The organism is Kitasatospora saccharophila, assembly GCF_039529925.1.
GTDB classification, from domain to species: Bacteria; Actinomycetota; Actinomycetes; order Streptomycetales; family Streptomycetaceae; genus Kitasatospora; species Kitasatospora saccharophila.
Genome location: NZ_BAAANS010000003.1, coordinates 196,123 through 218,693, shown reverse-complemented (window position 1 = coordinate 218,693; position 22,571 = coordinate 196,123). Strand labels below are relative to the sequence as shown.

19 protein-coding genes are annotated in these 22,571 nt (G+C 74.0%); 9 read left to right on the top strand and 10 right to left on the bottom strand.

The features are described from left to right. Positions 1-150: 150 nt before the first annotated feature. Positions 151-2,373 (top strand): NB-ARC domain-containing protein, encoded by a 2,223-nt coding sequence (locus ABD345_RS04025; RefSeq protein WP_344550294.1) that lies wholly within the window; start codon positions 151-153, stop codon positions 2,371-2,373. A gap of 109 nt (positions 2,374-2,482) precedes the next feature. Here ABD345_RS04025 and ABD345_RS04020 read toward each other — a convergent pair whose 3' ends face one another. Next, positions 2,483-4,207, bottom strand: a complete 1,725-nt coding sequence (locus ABD345_RS04020; RefSeq protein ID WP_344550293.1) for a hypothetical protein — start codon at positions 4,205-4,207, stop codon at positions 2,483-2,485. Between the two features lie 255 nt (positions 4,208-4,462). Further along, on the bottom strand, positions 4,463-4,867 hold the full coding sequence (locus tag ABD345_RS04015; protein ID WP_344550292.1) for an SAV_915 family protein: 405 nt from the start codon (positions 4,865-4,867) through the stop codon (positions 4,463-4,465). A gap of 269 nt (positions 4,868-5,136) precedes the next feature. On the opposite strand from ABD345_RS04015, the gene ABD345_RS04010 reads away from it, so the two are divergent. Next, positions 5,137-5,853, top strand: a complete 717-nt coding sequence (locus tag ABD345_RS04010) for a carbon-nitrogen hydrolase family protein (RefSeq protein WP_344550291.1) — start codon at positions 5,137-5,139, stop codon at positions 5,851-5,853. A gap of 29 nt (positions 5,854-5,882) precedes the next feature. On the opposite strand, the gene ABD345_RS04005 is transcribed toward ABD345_RS04010, so the two are convergent. After that, positions 5,883-6,377, bottom strand: a complete 495-nt coding sequence (locus ABD345_RS04005; RefSeq protein ID WP_344550290.1) for a DUF5709 domain-containing protein — start codon at positions 6,375-6,377, stop codon at positions 5,883-5,885. 495 nt (positions 6,378-6,872) lie between these two features. Here ABD345_RS04005 and ABD345_RS04000 point away from each other — a divergent pair, with 495 nt between their 5' ends. Beyond that, on the top strand, positions 6,873-9,785 hold the full coding sequence (locus ABD345_RS04000) for a helix-turn-helix transcriptional regulator (protein WP_344550289.1): 2,913 nt from the start codon (positions 6,873-6,875) through the stop codon (positions 9,783-9,785). A gap of 148 nt (positions 9,786-9,933) precedes the next feature. On the opposite strand, the gene ABD345_RS03995 is transcribed toward ABD345_RS04000, so the two are convergent. Beyond that, positions 9,934-10,092 (bottom strand): hypothetical protein, encoded by a 159-nt coding sequence (locus ABD345_RS03995; protein ID WP_344550288.1) that lies wholly within the window; start codon positions 10,090-10,092, stop codon positions 9,934-9,936. A 250-nt stretch (positions 10,093-10,342) separates the two neighbouring features. Here ABD345_RS03995 and ABD345_RS03990 point away from each other — a divergent pair, with 250 nt between their 5' ends. After that, entirely contained in the window at positions 10,343-10,630 is a 288-nt protein-coding gene (locus ABD345_RS03990) for a hypothetical protein (protein WP_344550287.1), read from the top strand. An 89-nt stretch (positions 10,631-10,719) separates the two neighbouring features. On the opposite strand, the gene ABD345_RS03985 is transcribed toward ABD345_RS03990, so the two are convergent. Continuing rightward, positions 10,720-11,949 (bottom strand): glutathionylspermidine synthase family protein, encoded by a 1,230-nt coding sequence (locus ABD345_RS03985; protein WP_344550286.1) that lies wholly within the window; start codon positions 11,947-11,949, stop codon positions 10,720-10,722. Between the two features lie 5 nt (positions 11,950-11,954). Further along, positions 11,955-12,293 carry a hypothetical protein gene (locus tag ABD345_RS03980; RefSeq protein ID WP_344550285.1) on the bottom strand — a complete coding sequence of 113 codons (339 nt, stop codon included), beginning with the start codon at positions 12,291-12,293 and terminating at the stop codon, positions 11,955-11,957. A gap of 146 nt (positions 12,294-12,439) precedes the next feature. Here ABD345_RS03980 and ABD345_RS03975 point away from each other — a divergent pair, with 146 nt between their 5' ends. Beyond that, positions 12,440-12,862, top strand: coding sequence for a DUF350 domain-containing protein (locus ABD345_RS03975; RefSeq protein WP_033256358.1), 423 nt, complete (start codon positions 12,440-12,442; stop codon positions 12,860-12,862). A 23-nt stretch (positions 12,863-12,885) separates the two neighbouring features. On the opposite strand, the gene metX is transcribed toward ABD345_RS03975, so the two are convergent. The 3 genes from metX to ABD345_RS03960 all read right to left on the bottom strand — a co-directional run bounded on the left by metX (position 12,886) and on the right by ABD345_RS03960 (position 16,555). Continuing rightward, positions 12,886-14,022, bottom strand: coding sequence for a homoserine O-acetyltransferase MetX (metX, locus tag ABD345_RS03970; RefSeq protein WP_344550283.1), 1,137 nt, complete (start codon positions 14,020-14,022; stop codon positions 12,886-12,888). Positions 14,023-14,060: 38 nt separating this feature from the next. After that, on the bottom strand, positions 14,061-15,380 hold the full coding sequence (locus ABD345_RS03965) for a bifunctional o-acetylhomoserine/o-acetylserine sulfhydrylase (protein ID WP_344550282.1): 1,320 nt from the start codon (positions 15,378-15,380) through the stop codon (positions 14,061-14,063). A gap of 293 nt (positions 15,381-15,673) precedes the next feature. Next, positions 15,674-16,555, bottom strand: coding sequence for a LysR family transcriptional regulator (locus ABD345_RS03960; protein ID WP_344550281.1), 882 nt, complete (start codon positions 16,553-16,555; stop codon positions 15,674-15,676). Between the two features lie 81 nt (positions 16,556-16,636). On the opposite strand from ABD345_RS03960, the gene ABD345_RS03955 reads away from it, so the two are divergent. After that, the gene (locus tag ABD345_RS03955) at positions 16,637-17,605 is read left to right on the top strand and encodes an EamA family transporter (protein ID WP_344550280.1); all 969 of its coding nucleotides are present in this window, start codon (positions 16,637-16,639) and stop codon (positions 17,603-17,605) included. Positions 17,606-17,624: 19 nt separating this feature from the next. On the opposite strand, the gene ABD345_RS03950 is transcribed toward ABD345_RS03955, so the two are convergent. After that, positions 17,625-18,671 (bottom strand): C40 family peptidase, encoded by a 1,047-nt coding sequence (locus ABD345_RS03950; protein WP_344550279.1) that lies wholly within the window; start codon positions 18,669-18,671, stop codon positions 17,625-17,627. A 328-nt stretch (positions 18,672-18,999) separates the two neighbouring features. Between ABD345_RS03950 and ABD345_RS03945 the strand changes: the two genes are divergently transcribed. From ABD345_RS03945 to ABD345_RS03935, 3 genes are all read left to right on the top strand, one after another. Further along, positions 19,000-19,821: a GNAT family N-acetyltransferase gene (locus tag ABD345_RS03945; protein ID WP_344550278.1), complete on the top strand. Its 822-nt coding sequence runs from the start codon at positions 19,000-19,002 to the stop codon at positions 19,819-19,821. A gap of 159 nt (positions 19,822-19,980) precedes the next feature. Beyond that, on the top strand, positions 19,981-20,832 hold the full coding sequence (locus ABD345_RS03940) for a DUF4253 domain-containing protein (protein ID WP_344550277.1): 852 nt from the start codon (positions 19,981-19,983) through the stop codon (positions 20,830-20,832). Between the two features lie 239 nt (positions 20,833-21,071). Beyond that, on the top strand, positions 21,072-22,526 hold the full coding sequence (locus ABD345_RS03935; protein ID WP_344550276.1) for an oxygenase MpaB family protein: 1,455 nt from the start codon (positions 21,072-21,074) through the stop codon (positions 22,524-22,526). Positions 22,527-22,571: the final 45 nt, after the last annotated feature.

Sequence of the window (22,571 nt, the reverse complement as noted above, 5' to 3'; positions counted from 1 at the left end):
TCGGAGGCGAACCAAAGCTCCCTCTCGCCGAATTCAACGTTCGGCAGGTTGATTTCCAGTACCGTGGCAGTCTGCTGACAACCGCGAGGCCCGTGCGGCCGGGGTGCGGTGGCCCGTGGGGCACGGCAGTCGGGAGCCGGTGCGGAGAGAGTGGGGACGATCGGCGTGGCGGACGGCGCGGACAGCTCGGCGATGCGGGTCGACAACACCATGTCGGGCACCGTGCACGGCACGTCGATGCAGGTCGGCAGCGTCCACGGGGGCATCGCCTTCCACTATGCGGCAGCCCCGGCGCCCGGTACCAGGCCCGATCAGGTGCCCAGGCCGCCACGGCGCTTCGTCAACCGCCGTGCCGACCTGGCCCGCCTGGACGGGCTGCTCGCCGAAGGCGCCAGTGCCGTGCTCAACGGCATGCCCGGCATCGGCAAGACCTCCACGCTCTACCGCTGGGCGCACGACAACCAGCAGCACTTCCCGGACGGCCAACTCTTCGTCGACTTCGCCGAACTGCGTTCCGCGGCCGGTGCCGATCTTTCCGAGGCGCTCACGATGTGCCTGCGCGCCCTGGGGGTACCGGACGAGCGGATCGGCAGCGGAACGGCTGAACTGGAGAGCACGTTCCGCAGCGAATCCGCGAAACGCCGACTGCTGGTGGTGCTCGACGAGGTCACCGAACCCAGCCACGTCCGAAGCCTCACTCCCAAGGGTGAAGGCAGCATCGTCCTGGCGACCTCCAAGCGGCGGCTCGGCGAGTTGGCCCTGCACGACGTCGAGTTGGTCGAACTCGACGTCTTCGACCCGGACGCCGCCAAGGAACTGCTCGGCGAACTCTGCGGACGCGCGGCCCTCGACGCCGACCCGGCCGCTGCGGACCGGCTCGCCGAACTCTGCGGCGGCCTCCCGATCGCGCTGCGCATCGTCGCGGCCCGTTTGCAGAGCGACCGGCTGACCCTCGCCCAGCTGGCCGACGAACTCGCGGACGAGCGCCAGCGACTCGGCAGGCTCACCCTCCAGGGGACCGACGCCACCGGCGTCTCCGCCACTCTGAGCCTGGCCTACCGCGACCAGAGCGAGCCCGCCGCTCGGCTGTACCGGACCCTCGGAGACCTGCCCGGGGTCAGTTTCGATTCCGGCGTCGTTGCCGCCGCGGCCGGGCTCGACGCCGCGACCAGCGCCGGGCTGCTGGCCGACCTCGCCGACGCGCACCTCGTCCACCGCACCGACGACGGGCGCTACCAACTGCACAGCCTGGTCCGGTTGCACGCCCAGGAGACCGCCCGGGAGACCGATCCGCCGGAGACCGAGCGGCAGATCGTCCAGCGCGTGACCACCCACTACCTGGCACTCACGACGCTCGCCGACCTGGCAGTCCGGGCCGGTCGACTGCGCATCCTCAAGCTCGGCGAAGTCCTGCGACAGCCCGTCGACCAGGTCGACGCGTTCGTGGAGCGTTCCCCCTTCGCGGTCTCCGCCACACCGGGCCGGGACGCCGTCGAATGGCTGGAGGCCGAGCGGCCGAACCTGATGGCGGTGCTGCGCGCGGCGGTCCGGTTCGGTTTCGACCGTCAGGCGTGGCAGCTCGCCGAGGTCCTGACCGTGCTCTTCCTGCACCACCGCCACCTCGCGGACTGGCGCGAATCCCTGGCCCTCGGGGCGGACGCGGCCCACCGCGACCACCAACCCGCGGCCGAGGCACGACTGCGGAGCATGCTCTCCCGCCCGCTGATGGACCTGCGCCAGGACGACCGCGCACTGGCGGAACTGGAGACGGCGATCGAGCTGGCGGACGCGTCCGGGCACCCGGTGCTGCCCGGTTCGGTCCGCGAACTCCTCGGACGCTACTGGGACCGGCGGGATCCGGAACGGGCCGCCGCCGTCTACCGGGAGTCGCTGGAGATCAACGAACGGGCCGGGGAGGCGCGCGGCGCGGCCCTCGCCCGCTACTTCCTCGGCAGGGCCCTGCTGGTCGCCGCAGACGGGGAGGGCCGGCCCGCGCTCGGAGTGACCGGCGATTCGATGGAGGTCGAGGCGGAACGGCAACTTCGTGCCGTGTACGCGGAGTTCCTCGGCCTGGTCAGGGAGGACGGTACACCGGAACCGGACCGGCGGATGGCAGCCCGGGCCCTGGCCGACCTGGGGCGAGCCCAGGCCCGGTGCGGTGCGGCGGTGGACGCCAGGGCGACGCTCGGGCGCGCGGTGGGGGAACTCAGGGAGCAGCAGGCGTTCCACTACGAGGCCGAGGCACTCGAATCCCTCGCAGAACTGACCGAGAACGCTGGCGAACGGCGCGGGCTGCTTGAGCGAGCCGTGGAAATCTATCGGGAGAGCGGCAATCCGAGGGCGGCGGAAGTACAGGCGCTGCTCGCGGAGTGAAACCCGCGGTCCGCTCGTCCGCCAGGAAATCGTGCCGACGGCGGACAACAGGGTCGACCGAATGGGAGCCGAGAAATGTCCAATTGGTTGGTTTGATGGCTGTTAGGCCTTAATCGGGTGTGGGCTCGGTCAGTTCGGGCACCTTCTGGATCGTCAGTTCGCGGCAGTGCGAGCCCAGATCCAGCAGGAGGCCCGAATGATCGAGCAGTTCGGCGCGGAGCGTGTCACGCAGCACGGTGTAGAAAGCTGCGGCCGCCGTTCCAGGAGCCAGTGGTTGCCCGTCGACGGGGCGGACCGCGAACCGCGGTCCGCCCGCCAGATCGATGAGGACACCGTCGGGCAGCGGCACGGCGATCAGGAGGGCGGTGTAGTGGGTCCGGAGCGCGGTGACCTGCCGGTGGGCCGCGTCGAGCGAGGCGGACGGGCGCCCACAGGTCAGGACGGAAGCACTGTCGGTGAGGTGCGGGTCGGGTTCCTCGGTATCACTCGCCAGATGCCAGAAGACTCCACCGGATTCCTCATCAGGTTCGCGCACCGATGCCGGGTAGCGCTGCACCGATACGCGCGGGGACGGAGTACCGGAGGCGACGAGTACCGTCTCCACCTGGAAGGAGGTGGGGAGCGGGGTGCCAGCCCGGGGGACGGGCGGGAAGGCACGCGGCCGCCCGCCCGAGCCGGAATCCGGAAGGGGATCCAAGTCCAGCAGTTGGTAGAGCAACCGGCGGAGTTTCGGGAATGCCGATCCCCGTTCCGTGAACGCGCGGTCGGTGGCGGCCGCGAGCAGATCGGGACGGTGATCGGAGACCGCCGCGTCGATCTGCGGGCGCAGCGGGGCGGACCGGTCGAGCGGCGGAGCGGAACGGCGCAGCAGGTGGCCGGCGGTGCCGGGCACCGCCTCCTCCCCGAAGGCCGCCAGCAGGACGGGCTTGCCGAGCGCGGCTCCGTAGAGGGTCACCGAACCGTGGTCCCCGACCACCACGTCGGAAGCGGTCAGCGCCTGCTGCCAGCCCTCCGCCGGATCGATCAGCAGAGCGCCCGCGGCCAGCGCCGCGCGCTGCAGCACCCGCACCTGCCAGGCCCCGTGGCCGGACCAGACGTTCGGATGCAGCACCAGGGCGAGCCGGTACCCGTCGGAGGGGAGTTCCGCCAGCAGTCGGGCGGGAAGATCCGGATGGCGGCCGATCAGCGAACCCTGGCCCCAGGTCGAGGAGACGAAGAGCAACTTTTGCCCAGGCGCGACCCCGAGCGAGGAACGGTAGCGATCCCGCCAGCGCGAGCTTGCGTGCAACCGGTCCAGACACGGGTCGCCCACCAGTACGGTCCGGCCGACGGTGGCCGGGTGCACGGCGGCGAGTTGGCTCTCCTGATCGGGGTGCGACACGGCGAGCCAAGCCCGACGTGCCGTCAGCAGTTGATCGGGGACCAGTCCGGAAAGCCGTGTTCCCGAGGTAGCCGAGTCCGGAACGAACTTCTGGAAGCCCACGCCGTGCGGAAGGACGAGTACCGGATAGTCGCCGGCCGGGACGCCGATGTTCTCGCTCGCCGAAACCATCAGATCGGGCTTCGCCTCGGCGAGTTGATCCCACGGCAGGGTGCGGCAGCGCAGCGAACGGAGCAGTTCCGGAACGCCTTCTCCGAAGGCGGAGGTGGGATCGTGGGCGAACACGACCGTCAAACGGTGGTCGTCGCCCACCAGGTCCGGCAGGACCTCCAGGACGCGGACGAGGGAAGTCACCGTCCGGGCCGCGACCACCACGGTGCGCTCGCTGTCGAAGGTGCGCCAGCGCCAGGCGTCCGGGCCGACCGGGACGAGGATGCGCCTATCGAAGTCCACCGGACACCTCCGCCCCCGGGAGCGATGGTACCGAGCCGGTCAGCTCAGCCCGCCCGGTTCGCGGTTCGCGGTTCGCGGTTCGCGGTTCGCGGTTCGCGGTTCGCGGTTCGCGGTTCGCGGAAGGGTCAGTAGCGGATCGGAGGAGGTGTGACAAGACGTTCAGCACCTGCTTCTCCGTATCCGTCGAGTTCTCCCAGAAGGCTACTGGAGGACGTTGAGCAGCGGTGACAGGGCCCGTCATCGGGTGAGCGGGGATCAGTCTGTGGGGAGGGGCACGGCCTGCGAAGGGGAGGGGGCTCGAACCGGGCGGGTGGCGGCGGAAGGTTCGAGGAGGGAGGCGGCGAACGCGGCATCGAGCTGTGGACGGCTCCTCGGGGCGGCAGCCACGAGTTGGGGGTCAATGGTGAGGAGGGTGACGTCCAGCGGAGCGACCAGCGTGCGCAGGGCCGGTTCGGAGAATTCGGCCCAGTACTGGGCGGCCCCGCACACACGAGCCAGGAGGACGACGGAGGTGAAAGCCACCGCGGTCCGGTCACCGAGCGGGGTGCGGAAGAGCCGAGCGGTGCAGCCCAGCGGGCCGACCTTGACCGGCACCAGGAGAACACCGGCCGGGGCAGGTTCGGCGGGCTCCGGATCCACGGCGTCGTAGCGCTGCTGCATGGGATGCCTCCACGTGGACGGTGGTCGCGGGAACGGGCCGGTGGCCGTCCGGCACCGCGACGTCGTGGCATCGACGCTACGCCGGAAGTCTCGGCGAGGTACGGCGTCCTGACGGCTTCTTGATCCTCACGAGGGTCGGGCCGACGGACCGCGGCGGTCGGGGGAGCACGGAGAAGCAGGTGGGAGGTATGCAGCAGGGTGAGGACGCGACCGGTAGCGTCCGGACGGTCGGTGTGGAGGGAAGGGGGAACGCATTGGTGCGGGTACGGGTGGCAGCAGCGCAGTTCGAGTGCGCCCGGGGAGACGTGAACGCCAACGTGCGGCTGATCGCAGCTCTGGCAGTGGAAGCACGGGAGGCCGGTAGTGCGGTGATGGTCTGCCCGGAACTGGCGCTCACCGGGTACGAGCCCGGACTGATCGGTGCGGACCGGGCGCTGTGGACCGAGGCGGAGGACGTGCGCCTCGACCCGCTGCGCACCACCGGGATCGCGATCGTGGTCAACGGCGCCGCAGCGGGGCCCGGCGGCCGACCGCAGATCGTCAGCACCGTGTACGCCCCGGACGGCACCGTGGCGGCGGTGTACGCGAAGGAGCACTTGTACGAGAACGAGCAGGAGGTGTTCGAGCCCGGAAACGGTGGTGGCCGCTTCTGGTCGGACGGTGTCGGCTACTCACTGGGGACGTGCTTCGACAACCATTTCCCCGAGGTGCCCGCGAGGAACGCCGCCCGGGGCTGCCAGGTCCACCTCGCGAGTTCGCTGTACGGGACGGGAGGCGGACGGGAGGAGCGCAGCGCCCTCCACCCGGCGATCGCCAAGGCCACCGGGATGTACGTGGTGCTCGCCAACCACGTCGGCGTCGCCGGGCCGTGGACGGGCTGCGGGGGCAGCGCCGCGTGGGCACCGGACGGGGCCGTGGTGGTCGAGGCCGATGAGAGCGGACCCCGGCTGCTGGTGGCCGACTTGGAGGTGGAGATGCGCGACTGAAGGCGGGGAACCGGAGCGTGGGACGGGGTTCAGCGGTAGTCGTCATCGGGGACGCGGTCGGCCAGATCGTCGAGCACGGTAAACCGGACCGCCTCGCGCAGCGGCTCGTCCGGCTCGGCGTCGTCGAGTTCGGCCTCGGCGTCCTCGTCCGGGTACACCAGGTGCACGGCGGCTTCTTCCGCGGTCGCGGCACCGGCATCCGGTCCGACGTCGGTGCCCTCGGTGTCGATCCCATCCTCGACCAGGCGGCCGGCCCGTGGCGAGGGCCCGTCGGCCCAGCGGTCGTCGACGGCCTCGGGGCTGTTGTCGGGTTCCTCCTCCGCCAACAGCTGATCCAGGGACTCGCCGCGTTCGGCCTCCTCGGGCGTGGTGCCGTACGCGGTGGCGCCCCGGTAGCCGTCCGGCGGGATGACTCCGGTGTCGAGCGGGTCGTCGTCCAGCCGGTCCGTGAGCAGGGAATCGGCAGGTTCGAGAACGCCGTCGTCCTCGGCGGGGTCCGGCTCCTGGGCGTCCCAGTCGGTCATGACAGCACCTGTCCTCGTCACTCGGGGTGAGGTCACACGCAGTTTCTTCATGCTCGCCAGGGAGCCACCCGGCCCGCAACACGGCGCGGTGGCGAGGAGCCCGGCGCGACAGCGGAACGAGCGGCTCGCGGAAGGAGCGAACGGAGACGGGTAGTGGCGGCCCCGTGCGGCGGGGACCGAGTGGAACGCGCGGAGCGGGGGGCTGGGGCGGGGCGGGCAACGACTGTCCGGTGCCGGTACGAGCCAGGGCGCGGTGTGTGGGGCTGGCCGGTGGTGGCAGCGCGGAAGTCGTCGGATGTGCCAGGAGGGATCCCGGTCGGGAGAGGCGGAAAGGAGGTAGTGGTGAAGGGGTTCGACGGTACGGCGGCCGGGCTCCGGGTTCCGCTCGGAGAAAGGGCGGCGGCCGGGGGCCGGGGCGCCAGGGTGGCACGGCATGATGGGGTGCATGGAACGTACGTGCTCTCGCCGGTTTGTGCGGTCGGGTCGGGTGTGCGGATGGGGTGCGCGGTGATCGGTCGGGACGGCGGAGCGCCGGGTTTCGTCGGGCGGCGTCGCGAATTGGCACAGCTGGTCGGGGCAGTGCGGGCCGCCCCGGCGGTGGTGCTGGTGGAGGGCGAGGCGGGGGCGGGGAAGTCCGCGCTGGTCGGGAAGGCGCTGGTGGAGTCCGGGACACCGGGGGAGCGGGTGTTGACCGGCCGGTGCCACCCGGTGGCCGCGCCGACCCCCTACGGTCCGCTGCTGGACGCGCTGCGGCGCGGCCGCCCGGTACTGGCGGCGGCCCAGCTGCCGCCGAGCGCCGGCGCGCTCCGGGCCTGGTTGCCGGACCTGGCCGACCTGCTGCCGGAGGAGGACACCGCCGGTGCGGGCGGCGACGAGCGGTACCGGCTGACCCAGGGCCTGCTGGCGCTGCTCGGTGCGCTGGGCGAGGTGGTGCTGCTGGTCGAGGACGCGCAGTGGGCCGATCGGGGTACCAGGGAGCTGTTGCTGCTGCTGGCCAGGGACCCGCATCCCGGCCTGTCACTGGTGGTGACCTACCGGGCGGAGGAACTGCCGGACGGGGCGCCCGTGCTGGGAGCGGCCTACCGCTGCCCGCCCGGCGTCTCCGGGGGGCCGCTCCGGGTCGGGCCCCTGGAGCGGGCCGAGGTACTGGAACTGGTCCGCACCGCGCTCGGCAGCGGCTCGGCCGGTTCCGTCGCAGGTCCTGTCCCGGGCTCCGGGGCGGGCCCCGGCCCCGGTACGGCATCCGCGCTCGCCGCCCTGCTGTACGACCGCTCCGGCGGGCTCCCGGCCGCGATCGTCGAAGACCTGGCCCTCCTGCAGGAGGACGGCCACCGTGCCGACCCGGTAGCGGCCCTGTCCGGCGCGGAACCGCCGCGCGGCCTGCGGGAGGCGGTGACCGAACGGCTGGCCGGCCTCGGCGGGCAGGCGCGCACGGTGACGGAGGCGGTCGCCGTGCTGGACGAACCGGTAAGTGAGGAACTGATCGCCGAGGTCGCCGCGCTGTCCGCCGAGCAGGTCTCCGCCGGGCTGGTGGAGGCCCTGCGCGCGGCAGTGCTGGACGAACCCGCCCCGGCCCGGTACGCGTTCCGCCGGGAAACCGCCCGGCAGGTGGCGTACCGCCGGATACCGGGCCCGACCCGGTCCGCGCTGCACCGCCGGGCCGTCGAAGCACTGCGCGCCAGGGAACCGCAGCCGCTCGCCCGGATCGCCGCGCACACCCGTGCCCTCGGAGACCGGAACGCCTGGCCGCAGGCCGCCGAAGCCGCGGCCGAGCAGGCCGTGGAGCAGGGCGACACCGCGGCGGCCGGATCGCTGCTGCGCGAACTGCTCGCGGAGGCCGACCTCACCCCCGAGCGCCGGGGACGGGCCGCCCGGGCGCTCTCCGGACTCGCCGCGAACGCCGCCTACGACGCCGCCAGCACCGAGGTGCTGGCCGACATCATCGCCGACCCCCGGTTGCCGGTCGCCGACCGCGGCGAGGTCCGGCTGACCCTAGGGCTGCGGGTGGCGGTCCAGGGCGGTGACCGGGACGGCTTCGCCCTGATCGAACAGGCCGCCGACGAACTCATCGCCGAACGGCCGGCCCGCGCCGCCCGGGCCCTGGTCGCGCTCGCGATGAACGAGCGCGACGGCGAGGGCGCGGCCGCCTGGGAGCGGATGGCCAAGGCCGCAGCCGCCCTGGAGGGCGAACCCGACGAGGAGGTGGCCGCCGCCTACCGGGCCACCCGGCTCACCTTCCAGGCCCGCGAGGGAGACCCCGAACTGTGGCCCGAACTCGACCGGCTGCCGCGCGACGCCTCCAGCCCCGAACTCGTCCGGCAGACCACCCGGGCCCTGTTCAACGTCGGTGACATCGCGATGGAGACCGGTCACGACCGGCGGGCCGGGCGACTGCTCACCGAGAGCCGCGCCCTGGCCCGGCAGGCCGCCATCTCCTACCTGGAGTGCTACAGCAGGATCGCCCTGCTGCGCCTGGACGGCCTGGCGGGGCGCTGGCAAGGGCTGGAGGAGCGGTTCGAGGCGCTCGGCACCGAGTACCCGGACGTGGCGATGGCCCGGGTGGAACGGGCCATGCTGTTCGGTCGGCTGGCCGCCTCACGAGGCCGGCTGGCGGTGGCGCGGGCCGAGTTCGAGTCCGCCGCCAGGTACGGGGAACGGGAGTCGCAGGTCACCGCGGCGATCAGGGCCGCCGCCGGGCTGGGCGCGGTGGAACTGCTGGAGCGCGGTGCGGAGGCCGCCGCCGTCGTGCTGGGGCCCGCGGTCGCGATCCTGCGCCAGGCCGGGGCGTGGGCCCGCGGCGGGGAACTGCTGCCGATCGCCGTGGAGGTCGCGCGGGGCGTCGGTGACGAGGGCGCGGCCCGGCACCTCACCGAGGAGGCGGCGGAGGCGCTCGGCGGGGCGGACGCGCCCGCCGCGCACGCGGGGCTCCACCAGGCGCGGGGCGTGCTGCTGGAGGGCACGGACCCGGGCGGTGCGATCGAGTCCTTCCACCGGGCCAGGGACGCCTGGCGGGAGATCGGCCGCCCCTACGAGGCGGCGAAGGCGGAGGAACGGCTGGCCCGGGCGCTCGCCGAGCGGGACCCGCAGACCGCGGCCGAGCGGCTGGCCGCCGAAGCCACCTACAACACCCTCGGAGCGGCCTCCGACGCCGCCCGCTGCCAGCACGTCCGGCGTGATCTTGGACTGGGGCGGATGGCCTCGCCCGGGCGGCGCGGATACGGCGAGGCGCTGTCGCCACGCGAGCGGCAGGTCGCGGAACTGGTGGGCCAGGGGGTCAGCAACCAGGACATCGCCCAGGCCCTGTTCCTGTCGCCGCGCACGGTCGAGCACCACGTGGCCAGTGTGCTGCGGAAGCTGGGGGTGGGGCGGAAGGACGTGGCGGAGGCGCTGACCGAGAGCGAGGGCTGAGGGAACGGGCACCGGTGTGAGCCAATGGAGTGACGCCGGAGCGGAGCGGCGGGCCCCGGACGACGGGCGGCGGCGCTGGGGCCGACGCGCCACCGGAGACCGGCCGGGACGGTGGCGGCGGCGGTGAGGGTCATGGTGGCGGTCGGTGTCAGGGGCGGGGGTGGTGGGAGAGCCGGGCGAGTCGGGTGAGGGTGGCGCGGCGGGTCTGGCGTTCGACGGTGCCGCGGCGCGAACCGGTCGCGGGCTGGTCGGTGAGGGCGGTGAAGTGCTCGCTGGCGTACAGGCGGAAGCGCTCGCGGCGGGTCATCCGGACCTCCGGGTCGAGGGTGGGAGGGAACGGGTACCAGCTAAGCGGGGCCCGGGTGCGGTGATCAATGCGTGGCGGTACCCATCGCGGTGGGCGAAGGGTGGGTAGTGGTCGGGCGGGAGTAGGGGTACCCAGGGTTCGGGCCGGATGTTGGGTAGGGGATACGCATTGTTCGGCCGCCGGGGCGGGGCTTTGCTTGGTGCTCCCGATGACGGCCGCCAGTCGGCCCCCGGCCGCCCAGGAGGTTTCGATGACCCGCCGTGAACTCTTCCGCCGTTACGCCGCCGAGCACTTCACCGCCCCGGACGTGTCGGCCGGCCGCCGGGCCCGGTGCCGGGGGGCGGTCGAGCGGCAGACCAGCCGGGCCCGGCTGGCCACGCTGGCGCGGATCACCCCCAGGTACCCGGTCCCGGCGGCGGGAGCCGCGGTGCCCGGTCAGCGCCGGGGGCCGCAACCGCTGTCCGGGGAGGGCCGGGCGTCCGTGCGGATCCCCGCGCAGCGCCCGTACGGGGGCCGGCCCGCCGCCGCGGAGGGCTGAGGGCGGGCAGGGAGCCGGCGGGGGAACGGGCGGCGGGGGGAACGGGGGCCGCCCCCTGACGGTGAGTCAGGGGGCGGGCGGGGCGGGGCTCAGCGGATCAGGTGGGGGAGGAAGCGGGCGCCCTGGTGGGTGATGGGGCTGTCGTCCGTCTCGCGGATGCCCAGGCCGGCTGACTCGCCGTCGACGACCCAGGTCCCCAGGACGGGCCGGTTGCCGTCGAAGTCGGGCAGCGGGTGGTACTGCTGGTAGCAGTGGCCCTCGGCACCGTAGCGGTCGGGGTCGCCGGCCCAGTCGGCGAGCCGGGTCTGGCTGCCGTCGGGCCCGACGATGCGGATGCCGGCGCCCTCCCGGCCGAGCAGCGGCTTGGCGGCGTAGCCGGGGCCGTCCGGGTCGGCGAGTTCGCGCGGGCCGTCGAGGTAGGCGGGCAGCAGGTTGGGGTGCCCGGGGTTGAGCTCCCACAGGACGGCGAGCAGGGCCTTGTTGGAGAGCAGCATCTTCCAGGCGGGCTCGATCCACAGCGTGGAGCCGGTGCCGCCGCCGAGGTCGATGACGTTCAGCAGGTGGTCGGCGAACTCGTCGTCGACCAGCCACTCCCAGGGGTAGAGCTTGAAGGCGGAGCGGATGAAGCGGTGCTCCAGGTCGACGAAGCGGCCGGACATCTCGTCCCAGCCGATGTCCTCCATCGCGATGCCGACGGTCCGCAGGCCGGCCTGCTCGGCGCACTCCTGCAGGTAGAGGGTGGTGAGCCAGTCCTCGCCCTCGGTGTCGCCGCGGGAGTGGGCGAAGTGGACGGGGCCGGGCGGCAGGAGGTGCTTCTGGCCCGCCCAGGACTCGACCAGCCGCTCGTGCAGGGAGTTCCACTGGTCGGCCTCGGGGAAGCGCTCCTCCATCCAGAACCACTGCGGCCCGGCGGCCTCGATCAGCGAGGTGGGGGTGTCGGCGTTGTACTCGAACAGCTTGGCCGGCCCGGTGCCGTCGTAGGCGAGGTCGAAGCGGCCGTACACGCTGGGCTGCTCCTCGCGGCGGCGCCAGGACTCGGCGACGACGGCGGCCAGCCGCGGGTCGGTGATGCCGAAGTCGGCGAAGCGGCCGGTGCGCACCACGTGTTCGGCGGCGGCCAGCGAGAGTTCGTGGAGCTCCTCGACGACCTCCTCCAGGGCCTCGACCTCGGGCAGCGAGAACTCGTAATAGGCGCTCTCGTCCCAGTAGGCGTGCGGGCCGCCCTGGTTGCACGGGTCGGAGCACATCGCGTACACGAGGCCCTGGGACTCGACGGTGGCCAGCCAGTCGGGGCGCGGGGTGATGGTGTGGCGGCGCAACCGGATCAGCCCCCGCCCGAACCGCTGCTGCTGCCCTTGGGGCAGCCGAAGCCGCCGCGCTTGGCCGCGGACTTGCTGAAGGTCCCGCCGCTCGCGGTGGTGCTGCCGTAACCGCAGTAGTACCACTGGCCCGCCCCCGAGCCGCCCGCCGAGCAGGAGTGCGAGTCGAGGACCTTGAGGGTGCTCGGGTCGACGCAGCGGCTCGGCGTCCTGGTGGACGAGGAGCAGCCGGAGAGGGTCAGCGCGAGGGTGCCGACCATGCCCAGGGCGACGAAGCCCGAGCGGCGGCGGGCACCGGGCGTCGGCCGGTCCGGTCCGGTGGTCAAGGAGGGCGGCGGTGTCATGGCGGATCATCGTACGCGGGTCGTCGGATGATAGGGGAGGTGCCCCGGGGAACTGACGGGACACCAGGTGCATGGGATATCTTTTGCCGATCCTTGACCGAGTTGTGGCCCGTGCGGCCGTCCGACCCTCCGGAGAGTCCCCGCAGATGAACGACATACTCCACGGCCTCGGCGCGGCCGCCGTCTACGGCTTGGTCGGCCTGCTCCTGCTGCTGCTCGGCTACCTGCTGATCGACGTCCTCACCCCCGGCAAGCTGGGCCGGCTGATCTGGGCCGAGGGCAACCGCAACGCGGCGGTGCTGCTCAGCTCGGCGCTGCTCGGCGTCGGCGGCATCGTCTACACCGCGATCCGCTACACCTACGAGGACTTCGGCAAGGGACTGCTGTCCACGCTGTGCTTCGGCGTCCTGGGCCTGCTGCTGATGGCGCTCGCGTTCTGGCTGCTGGACCTGCTCACCCCCGGGCGGCTCGGCGCGATCCTGGTCTCCACCGAGCCGCACCCGGCGGTGTGGGTGTCGGCCAGCTGCAACCTGGCCGCCGCCGCGATCGTGGCCGCCTCGATCGCCTGAACCCGCGGGCCCCGGCCCGGGGTTCAGCGGTGGGCGGTCGGCAGCAGTTCGGCGAACAGCGGCGCCACCTGCCCGGTCTCCAGCAGGAACCCGTCGTGGCCGTACGGCGAGGAGAGCACCCGCGGCGCGTCGGCGTCCGGCAGCAGCGCGGCCAGTTCGGACTGCTGGGCGGGCGGGTACAGCCGGTCCGAGTCGACCGCGGCGACCAGCGCCGGGACGGCGGCCCGGCGCAGCGCCGCGGCGGCACCGCCCCGGCCCCGGCCGAGGTCGTGCGCGTTCATGGCCTGGTTGAGCACGACGTAGCTGCCCGCGTCGAAGCGGTGGGCGAGCTTGGCGGCGTGGTGGTCGAGGTACGACTCGACGGCGAACCGCCCGCCCCGCCAGGGGTGCTCGCCGGACTGCGGGGCGCGTCCGAAACGGGCGGTGAGCTCCGGTTCGCTGCGGTAGGTGATCTGGGCCAGGCGGCGGGCCAGCCCCAGGCCCCGGTGCGGGCCGTGACCCGGCGGCAGGTGGTGGTAGTCGCCGCCGTGCCACCCCGGGTCCGCGCGGATCGCGTGCACCTGTGCGGAGGCGTGCGCGATCTGCTCGGCCGAGGCGGCCGCCGCGGTGGCCAGCACCAGCAGCGCCCCGACCCGCCGCGGGTGCGCCACCGCCCACTCCAGGGCGCGCATCCCGCCCATCGAGCCGCCGACCACCAGCGCCCAGCGGTCGATGCCGAGGGCGTCGGCGAGGAGCACCTCGGCGGCGACCTGGTCGCGCTGGGTGAGGAACGGGAACCTGCTGCCCCACGGCCGCCCGTCCGGCGCGACCGAGGACGGCCCGGTGGACCCCTGGCAGCCGCCGAGCACGTTCGGTGCGACGACGAACCAGCGGTCGGTGTCCAACGCCCGTCCGGGCCCGACCAGTTCCGTCCACCAGCCCGCCGTCGGGTGACCGGGCCCGGCCGGGCCGGTGAGGTGGCTGTCTCCGGTCAGCGCGTGCAGCACCAGCACCGCGTTGGAGCCGTCCGGGCGCGGCGCACCCCAGGTCTGGTAGGCCAGCCGCGCGCCGGGCAGGACGCCGCCCGCCTCCAGGGCGAGCGGTCCGGGCAGCGCGAACCAGCGCCGCCCGCCGACCGGGTCGCCGTCCCGCCAGGCCCCGGAGGCCGGTGCCGCGGACACCTCGGGGAGCGGCGGGACGGCGTGCTGCGCCGAGCCGTTCAGGACGCGCCCTTCGCCGAACGGAAACCCGCCTCCAGGTCGGCCCGCAGGTCCGTGACGCTCTCCAGCCCGACCGACAGGCGCACCAGGCCCGGCGCCGTGCCGGTGGCCGCCAACTGCTCGGCGTCCAGCTGGCTGTGCGTGGTCGAGGCCGGGTGGATCACCAGGCTACGCACGTCCCCGATGTTGGCGAGGTGACTGAACAGTTCCAGCCCGTCCACGAACCGCCGCCCCGCCTCGACGCCGTCGCGCAGCTCGAAGGAGAGCACCGCGCCCGCGCCGCGCGGCAGGTAGCGCTTCGCCGCGTCGTACCAGCGGCTGGACGGCAGGCCCGGGTAGTGGACGACCGCGACCTCGTCGCGCTGCTCCAGCCAGCGGGCCAGTTCGAGGGCGTTCGCGGTGTGCCGCTCCAGTCGCAGCGACAGCGTCTCCACGCCCTGCAGCAGCAGGAACGCCGAGTGCGGGGAGAGCGCGGGGCCGAGGTCGCGGAGCAGTTGCACCCGCAGCTTGGCGGCGAACGCGCCCGGGCCGAGGGCGTCCCAGAAGCGCAGGCCGTGGTAGCTGGGGTCGGGCTCGTTGAAGCCGGGGAAGCGCTCGGGGTGGGCGCCGAAGTCGAAGCTCCCGCCGTCCACGACCACGCCGCCGATGGTGGTGCCGTGGCCGCCGAGGAACTTGGTGGCCGAGTGCACCACGACGTCCGCGCCGTGCTCCAGCGGCCGCAGCAGGTACGGGGTCGGCACGGTGTTGTCGACGATCAGCGGCACCCCGGCGGCGTGCGCGACGTCCGCGACGCCGCGCACGTCCAGCACGTTTCCGCGCGGGTTGCCCAGCGACTCCGCGAACAGCGCCTTGGTGTTCGGGCGGACCGCCGCCCGCCACGCCTCCAGGTCGTCCGGGTCCTCGACGAAGCTCACCTCGATGCCGAACCGGGGCAGGGTGTGCCGCAGCAGGTTGTACGTCCCGCCGTACAGCGAGGCCGAGGAGACCAGGTGGTCGCCGGCCCCGGCCACCGTCAGCAGCGCCAGCGTCTCGGCGGCCTGCCCGGAGGCCACCGCGACCGCCGCCACGCCGCCCTCCAGCGAGGCGAGGCGCTGCTCCAGCACGTCGGTGGTCGGGTTGTGGATGCGGGTGTAGATGTTGCCCGGCTCGGCGAGCGCGAACAGGTCCGCGGCGTGCGCGGTGTCCCGGAAGGAGAACGAGGTGGTCTGGTAGATCGGCACCGCCCGGGCCCCGGTCGCCGGGTCGGGCTGCGCGCCCGCGTGGATCTGCCGGGTCTCGAACGACCAGCCGGGAACGGCCTCGGGGCTCTGCTCGGACATGCTGCTCCTGTACGGATCACGGGCGTGCCGCGGGAACGGCGCAGGGCCGTCGCTCGGACGCGGGAGGGTGGGCAGGGGGCACCGACGGCGGGCCTGCGCGGCCCGGGGTGCCTTCCGCACGAGCGGCGCGGCGCCGCCGGACGGTCACGGCGCCAGGTAAGCACAGGCCGCGAACGGCCCGCCAGCGGATCGCGGAAGCGGCAACGGGAGGACACGGGGCGCAACGCACCGGAGACCTGACGGGCCATCATCTGACCTTCCGACCGTATGACTTGATGGTCGGGCGGGCCGGTTCAGGCGGGGCCCTCCGGAATGCCGAGCAGTGCGAGGAAGGCCGCGGTCGCCGGAGTGGGGCCGGTGCGCGGCCAGACCACCGTCTCGATCCGGGTCGGCGCGTCGGTGACCTCGACGACGGCGATGCCGGTCAACTGCGGCACGTACGCGGCGGGCAGCATGGCCACCGCCAGCCCCTGGCCGACCAGGCGCGGGATGTAGGACGCCTCGTCGACCTCGAAGGCCACGTCGCGCACCAGCCCGGCGGCGGCGAACGCCAGGTCGGTCTGGGCCCGCCCCGCACTGCCCGCCGGGAGGTCGACGAAGGGTTCGGCGGCCAGGTCGCGCAGCGGCACCCGCCGTCGGGAGGCCAGCGGGTGGTCCGGGGCGACCGCGGCGACCAGCCGGCCCCGGGCGAGCTCGCGGGCCGTCACTCCCTCGGGCCGGAAGGTGGTGGGCAGCCCCAGGAAGGCGACGTCCAGGGCCCCTCGGCGGACCTGCTCGACCAGGTCCTTGCTGGCGCCGACCCGCAGCCCGATCCGCACCCGCGGGTGCCGGCCGCGGAACTCGCGGAGCCCGGCCGGAATGTCCACCGCGGTGACGGTCGAGATCAGCCCGACCGCGAGCCGCCCGCGCACCTCGCCGACCGCCGCCGCGACCTCGGCCGCCGCCCGCTCGGCCGCCTCCAGGCACTGCCGGGCGGCGGGCAGGAAAGCCTCACCGGCGGAGGTCAGCCGGACCCTGCGGCTGGTGCGTTCGAACAGCCGGGCGCCCAGCTCGTGTTCGAGCCGGGCGATCTGGTGGCTGAGCGCCGACTGCACGACCAGGCAGCGCTCGGCGGCCCGGGTGAAGCTCAGCGTCTCGGCGACCGCGAGGACGTAGCGCACCTGCTGGAGTTCCATACGATCCATCGTGGAACGAGATCGATGAGCTGACAAGCATGTGTTGGACTCATCGATCGGGCCGGGGCGAGACTGCCGGACATGAGAGCGAACACCGGCACCACCCCGACCGCCAGCCCGCTCGACCCCCCTTCCCCGTCCGCCGGTCCGCCCCGGGACGGCAGCGGCCGGGGCCCGGGCACCGGCGTCCTGCGCCGCACCGCCCTCACCGCGCTCGCCCCGGCGGTGTGGGGCACCACCTACGTGGTCACCACCGAACTGCTGCCGCAGGGGCACCCGATGTTCGCCGGCCTGCTGCGCGCCCTGCCCGCCGGGCTGATCGCCCTGGCCCTCACCCGGACGCTGCCGCGCGGCGCCTGGTGGGGCAAGGCCGCCGCGCTCGGCGTGCTGAACATCGGGCTGTTCCTGCCGCTGCTCTTCACCGCCGCCGAACGCCTGCCCGGGGGCGTGGCCGCCACCCTCGGCGCCGCCCAGCCCGTGATCGTCGCCCTGCTCACCGTCCCGGTGCTCCGCCAGCGGCTCTCCCCGCGGCGGCTCGGCTGGGGGCTGGTCGGCGTGGCCGGCGTCGGACTGGTGGTGATCGGACCGAGCGCGGCACTGGACGCCGTCGGCGTGGCGGCCGGCCTCGGCGGCGCCGCCACCATGGCCCTCGGCGTCACGCTCACCAAGCGCTGGGGCCGCCCCGAGGGCGTCGGCCCGCTCGCGCTGACCGGCTGGCAACTCACCGCCGGCGGCCTGTTCCTGCTGCCCCTCGCCTTCCTGTTCGAGGGCGCGCCCCCGGCGGTCGACGGCCGGGCCGCGCTCGGCTACCTGTGGCTCGGCCTGGTCGGCGGGCTGCTCACCTACGCGCTCTGGTTCCAGGGCATCGGCCGGCTCCCGGTCACCGGCGTCGCGGTGCTCGGCCTACTGTCGCCGCTGGTCGCGGCGGTGCTCGGTGCGCTGCTGCTGGGGCAGACCCTCGGTGCGGTGCAACTGCTGGGCTTCGCGCTGGCCCTGGCCTCGATCGTGGCCGGCCAGCTGCCCGAACGGCGGGCCGTCGCCCGCGCCTGAGCGGGCGCGCGGACCGGGCTCAGACCCGGCGGATGGTGCTGATCGTCAGCGCGTCGACCGCCATGGTGCGGACCGGGGCCCCGGGCTTCGGCGCGTGCACCACCGTGCCGTTGCCGATGTACATCGCGACGTGGTCCTGGGCGCCGTGCACGTTGTAGACCACCAGGTCGCCCGGCTGCGCGTTGTGCCAGTCGCGGCCCACGCTGCTGCCGACCCCGGCCTGCTCCTGCGAGGTGCGCGGCAGGTGCACGCCGGCCTGGGCGTACGCGTACACCATCAGCCCGGAGCAGTCGAAGCTGTTCGGGCCCTGGGCTCCCCAGACGTACGGCTTGCCCCGCTGGTCGAGCGCGACGTCCACGGCGGTCTGGGCGGCGGCGCTGCTCGCCTTCGGGAGGGTGGAGATGTCGATCCGGCTGGAGTCGCGCGAGGCGGCGCCCGCGCCGTCCGCCAGGATCGCGGCCCGGTCGGCGGCGCTGAGCCGGTTGAGCAGCCGGCGCGACTCGGCGAGCTTGGACTGCACCTCGACCTTGGTGTCGTTCAGCGTCCGGGTCTCGCCGTCCAGCTCGGCCAGGACCGCCGCGGTCTCCTGCTTCTGCTGGTCCAGGCGGCGCTGCTGGTCCTTGAGCGCCTTGAGGACCTCGCTCTGGGTGCTGGCGGCCTGGTCGAAGGAGGACGCCTTGGCGAGGTACTGGTCCGGGTCGGCGGAGAGCATCAGCTGCATCGACGGGTCGACACCGCCCTGCCGGTACTCGTCGGCGGCCACCTGCGCGAGCCCCGCGGACAGTTCGGTCAGCTGCTCCTGGCTCCGGGCCACCTGGTCCTGCAACTGGCCGGCCTGCTGGCGCAGCTGGTCGGCCCGCTCCTTGGCGCCGTTGTACTTCTCGGTGGCCTGCTCCATCTCCTCGGAGAGCTTGTCGACCTGGGCCTTGACCTCGTCCTTGGACGGCTGGGCCGGTGCCGCCTGGGCGCCGACCTGAGCCGAGAGGGCCACCGCGGTCACGGCGGCACCCGTGAGGGCGACCACCCGGGCGCGACTCGGCTGCTTGGGACGGCGGTGGGAGGCCATCGAGGCTCCTTCTTCCGGTCGGACTCATTCGTTCGAGTGATCGTACGAATGTGAGTTTGAAGCCAGACCGTAATGAAATACCGGCCCCGCGTCCACTCCCGCACCGTCGAACCCGACCGTCCCGGTGGAGTGCTGACCGTTCGTCAGCCGGTGGTGGCACGGGAGGAGCGTCGACCCACGGGGCGTCACGCGGGAGGGAACCGGTCGGCGAACGGCCGCCGCACGGCTCGCGGACCGCTCCGGGCGGGTGGCGTCGGGTGCGGCAGGCGGTGAGCCCGGTGGGCACCCCGGGCGGGGTGGCCGGTGGGGCCCGGCGCAGAATGGGTGCGTGTTCGAACTGACCGCGGAGGAACAACTCCGCACCGCCACCGACGACGACAGCGTGCTGGTCTGGGCCGCCCAGGGCTTCACCGGCGGCGCCCGCGCCTGGGCCCGCGGCCGGGCCGTCGCCGTCGCCTCCCCCGCCCTCTCCGGGCGCGACCGGATCGCCGTCCGCGGCCCCGTCGAGGACCTGCTGCCGCTGCTGGACGAGCTGCTGGCCTTCGTCGGCCCGAGCTACCGCCCGTTCGGTGACGCCGGGCTGCTCGCCGAACTCTGCGCCCGCCGCGAGGGCCTCGAACTCAGCGGGCGCTTCGGGTGGATGCAGCGCACCGCGGCCGGCCTGTCGCCGCTCGACGGTGTCGGGGCGGTCGGTGTCGGGACGGTCGGGACGGGCGCGTTCGCGGGCCGGGCGGCGGGTGAGGGTGTCGGCGGTCAGGGCCGGGCCGTCGCGCACTGGCTCGCGCCCGGCGAACTGGACGAGGCCGCGGAGCTGATCGACCGACACTTCCCCGCCTCGCACGCCCACCCGCACCGCCCGGGCGTCCGGGCCTGGGCGGGCGTCCGGGACGAGGCGGGACGGCTGACCGCCGTCGCCGCCGACGCCTGGCCCGCCCCCGCCGTCGGCCTGCTCGCCGGGGTCGTCAGCGATCCCGTGCACGGGCGCGGACGCGGGCACGCGGCGGCGGCCTGCCGACTGGTGCTCGACGGGATCCTCGGGCGTTCGCCGTGCGCGGCGCTGATGGTGGACGCCTGGAACGAACCGGCGATCGGGCTCTACCGGCGGCTCGGGCTCGAACACCGGACGCTCGACGCGGCCGCGCAGCGCTGACCGCAGGGGACCGGGGCCGCGGTCGGGGGCGGGGGCGGGGCGGAGCGGACGGACGAGCGGACGGACGAGCGGGTGGGCGTACGGGCATGCGGTGCGTGCGGCACGGAAACGGCGCTGCGGTGGCGGGGGATCGTCACCGGCGGTCGCTAGCGTGTTCGCATGACCGATGCCGAGCGCGATCTGCGCCGTCTGCTGCCCAGCGGGGACCCGAGTGCCGTGGCCGATCTGCTGCCGACCGGACGGCTGGTCAGCCCCGGGGAGGACGAGGAGGGCCTGGCCCCCGTGCTCTGGCTGAGCGACGGGCCCGCCCCGTTCGGCCTGTGGGAGGAACTGCACCGCGAGCACCCGCGCAGTGGTCTGTGGCCGCTGCTGCTCGCACCGCTGCGGGCGGGGGAGGAGGAGTTCCGGCCGTGGGGGACGGGCGAGCTCAGCACCGTCTCGGCCAGCGAGCCCGACTGGTACGACCCGGCCGCGCTGCTGCGCACCGGCTGGGAGTACTCGACGCTCGTGGACTCCGACGGCGAATCGCTCGACCCGCAGGAGAGCTCCGAACTCGGGCGCTCCGTCGCCCCGTTCCTCGGCGGATGGCCCGGCACCGCGCCCGCCGCCGGGAGCGTCGGCGACCCCGACGGGGCGGCCCGGGCGCTCGCCCGGGAGTTGTGCGCGGGCGACGCGGGACTGCGGATCGGCCTGGTCGCCGCCGCCACCGGGGCCGAGGCGCTGACCGCCTGCGGGTGGTGCGGCCCGGTCAACCACGAGGACGACATCGCCAAGGTGTCCGCCGTCCTGCTGGACTGGGAGCGCCGCTACGGCACGCGGCTGGTCCAGGCCGGCTTCGCGGAACTGGAGTTGAGCGTGCCCGCCCCGCCCGAGGACGCGGGGAGCGCGCTCCGGATCGCCGCCGAGCACTTCGCGTTCTGTCCCGACAACGTCTTCCAGGGCGCGGGCACGCTCACCGAGTACGCCGCCGGACTGGTCGGGGCGGAGCGGTGGTCGTTCTGGTGGGACTGACCGGCCCCCGCGGCCGGGCGCGTCCCCGCGGCCTCCCGGTTTCCCGTGCGCCACTCCTGACCCACCGTCAACTTCGCTTGATCGTGGTCCGCCCGCAGGGGTGAAGAATCGCACGAAGATTCGCCCCGCTGGGTGGTTTGGTCTTCGGAGGACAAGGTTCCCGCCCCTGCGGCCCCTAGGGTTGCCGACGAGACGAAAGCAGTACGGGTCGGGCCGAAACGCCCAGGGGGGAGCGAACCATGACGGAAACGATCAGGACGAACGCCGACGCCGCCGGGAGCACGGCCGGGGCGGGCACCGCACGGGCCGGAGCGGACTCGATGCTGCGCCGCACCCTGGGCGAGCAGCGGATCGCGCTGGTCGCCTGGCGGCTGCTGGTCCTGCAGAACGCGCATCCGGCGGTCGGCGCCGGGGTCAGCCAACTGTCCACCTACCGCAACCACCCGTGGCGGCGGATCGAGCACACGATGGACAGCGGCCGCCGCCTGTTCTTCTCCGACCGGGAGGCACTGCGCCGGGAGATCCAGCGGCTCGAACGGAGCCACCACCGGATCTCCGGCACCGACGACCGGGGCCGCCCCTACACCGCGCTCGACCCCGCCGTCCGGGTCTGGGTGCTGGTGACCCTCTACGAGGCGATGACCGCCCTGCGGGCACTCTCCGGGCGCCCGCTGCGCCCCGCCCAACTGGACCGGCTCTACCGGGAGTTCCGCGAGGTCTGCACCGCCTTCGAACTCCCCGACGAACTGTTCCCGCCCACCGCCGCCGACGTCCCCGGATACATCCGCGCCACCATCCGGGACACCCTGGAACTCACCGAAGCCGCCCAGGACATGCTGTACACCGTCCTGACCCGCGCACCCGCCCCGCGCCGCCTCGGCCGACTGCGACCCGCCTGGCCGCTGCTGCGCCGGATCGTCGCCCGCTTCCTGACCGCACTCACCCTGGCCGACCTGCCACCGGAGTTCCGCGCCAAGTTCGGCCTGCCGCGCAGCCGGGGCGCGGCGGTGCTCTCCTGGCTCGTCCACCGCGGCGCCCGGACGGTGGCGCTGCAACTGCCCGACCACCTGCGCTACCGCACGCTGCCCAGCGGCGACCGGGCCCGGCCGCCGCAGGCCGCCGCACCCCGCCGCGCCCGCACGCCACGACCACGCCGGGACAACCGGCCGGGGCGGATCGCCGCCTTCTACCGCCAGGTGATGGACCAGACCGGGGACGGGCGGCTCACCTCCGCCGACTTCGAGGCGATGGCGCACAACATCTGCTGGCCGCTGGAACTGGACCGGGCCGGAGAATCCGCCGTGTACGCGGCCTTCGACACCTGGTGGCACCACCTGCTGGCCACCATGGACGCCGACGGGAACGGGGAGATCTCCTGCGAGGAGTTCGTCACCGCCATGTTGGCCGGCACCGACCGCGACCCGGCCTACCTCGACCAGGGCCTGCACGTCGCCGTCCGTGCCATGTTCCACGCCGCCGACCGCGACCACAGCGGCCTGCTGGACGCCGAGGAGTACCGCACCCTGTTCGGCGGCTCCCGCGTCCACCCGGCCGAACTGACCCACGGCTTCCGTCAGCTGGACACCGACGGGGACGGACAGATCACCGAGGAGGAGTTCGTGAAGGGGTTCACCGAGTTCTTCACCGCCCGCACGGAGAGCGTCGCCGGCACTCAGCTGCTCGGCCGACCATGACGGCCTGACCCCGCGACCGGGCCGGTCATGGCCGACGAGGGAGGG

Coding starts and splice junctions, on each gene's coding strand:
- ABD345_RS04015 (WP_344550292.1), bottom strand. CDS start 4,867: ATGCAGCAGCGCTACGACGCCGTGGATCCGGAGCCCGCCGAACCTGCC.
- ABD345_RS04005 (WP_344550290.1), bottom strand. CDS start 6,377: ATGACCGACTGGGACGCCCAGGAGCCGGACCCCGCCGAGGACGACGGC.
- ABD345_RS04000 (WP_344550289.1), top strand. CDS start 6,873: ATGGGGTGCGCGGTGATCGGTCGGGACGGCGGAGCGCCGGGTTTCGTC.
- ABD345_RS03995 (WP_344550288.1), bottom strand. CDS start 10,092: ATGACCCGCCGCGAGCGCTTCCGCCTGTACGCCAGCGAGCACTTCACC.
- ABD345_RS03990 (WP_344550287.1), top strand. CDS start 10,343: ATGACCCGCCGTGAACTCTTCCGCCGTTACGCCGCCGAGCACTTCACC.
- ABD345_RS03980 (WP_344550285.1), bottom strand. CDS start 12,293: ATGACACCGCCGCCCTCCTTGACCACCGGACCGGACCGGCCGACGCCC.
- ABD345_RS03975 (WP_033256358.1), top strand. CDS start 12,440: ATGAACGACATACTCCACGGCCTCGGCGCGGCCGCCGTCTACGGCTTG.
- ABD345_RS03965 (WP_344550282.1), bottom strand. CDS start 15,380: ATGTCCGAGCAGAGCCCCGAGGCCGTTCCCGGCTGGTCGTTCGAGACC.
- ABD345_RS03960 (WP_344550281.1), bottom strand. CDS start 16,555: ATGGAACTCCAGCAGGTGCGCTACGTCCTCGCGGTCGCCGAGACGCTG.
- ABD345_RS03955 (WP_344550280.1), top strand. CDS start 16,637: ATGAGAGCGAACACCGGCACCACCCCGACCGCCAGCCCGCTCGACCCC.
- ABD345_RS03950 (WP_344550279.1), bottom strand. CDS start 18,671: ATGGCCTCCCACCGCCGTCCCAAGCAGCCGAGTCGCGCCCGGGTGGTC.
- ABD345_RS03940 (WP_344550277.1), top strand. CDS start 19,981: ATGACCGATGCCGAGCGCGATCTGCGCCGTCTGCTGCCCAGCGGGGAC.
- ABD345_RS03935 (WP_344550276.1), top strand. CDS start 21,072: ATGACGGAAACGATCAGGACGAACGCCGACGCCGCCGGGAGCACGGCC.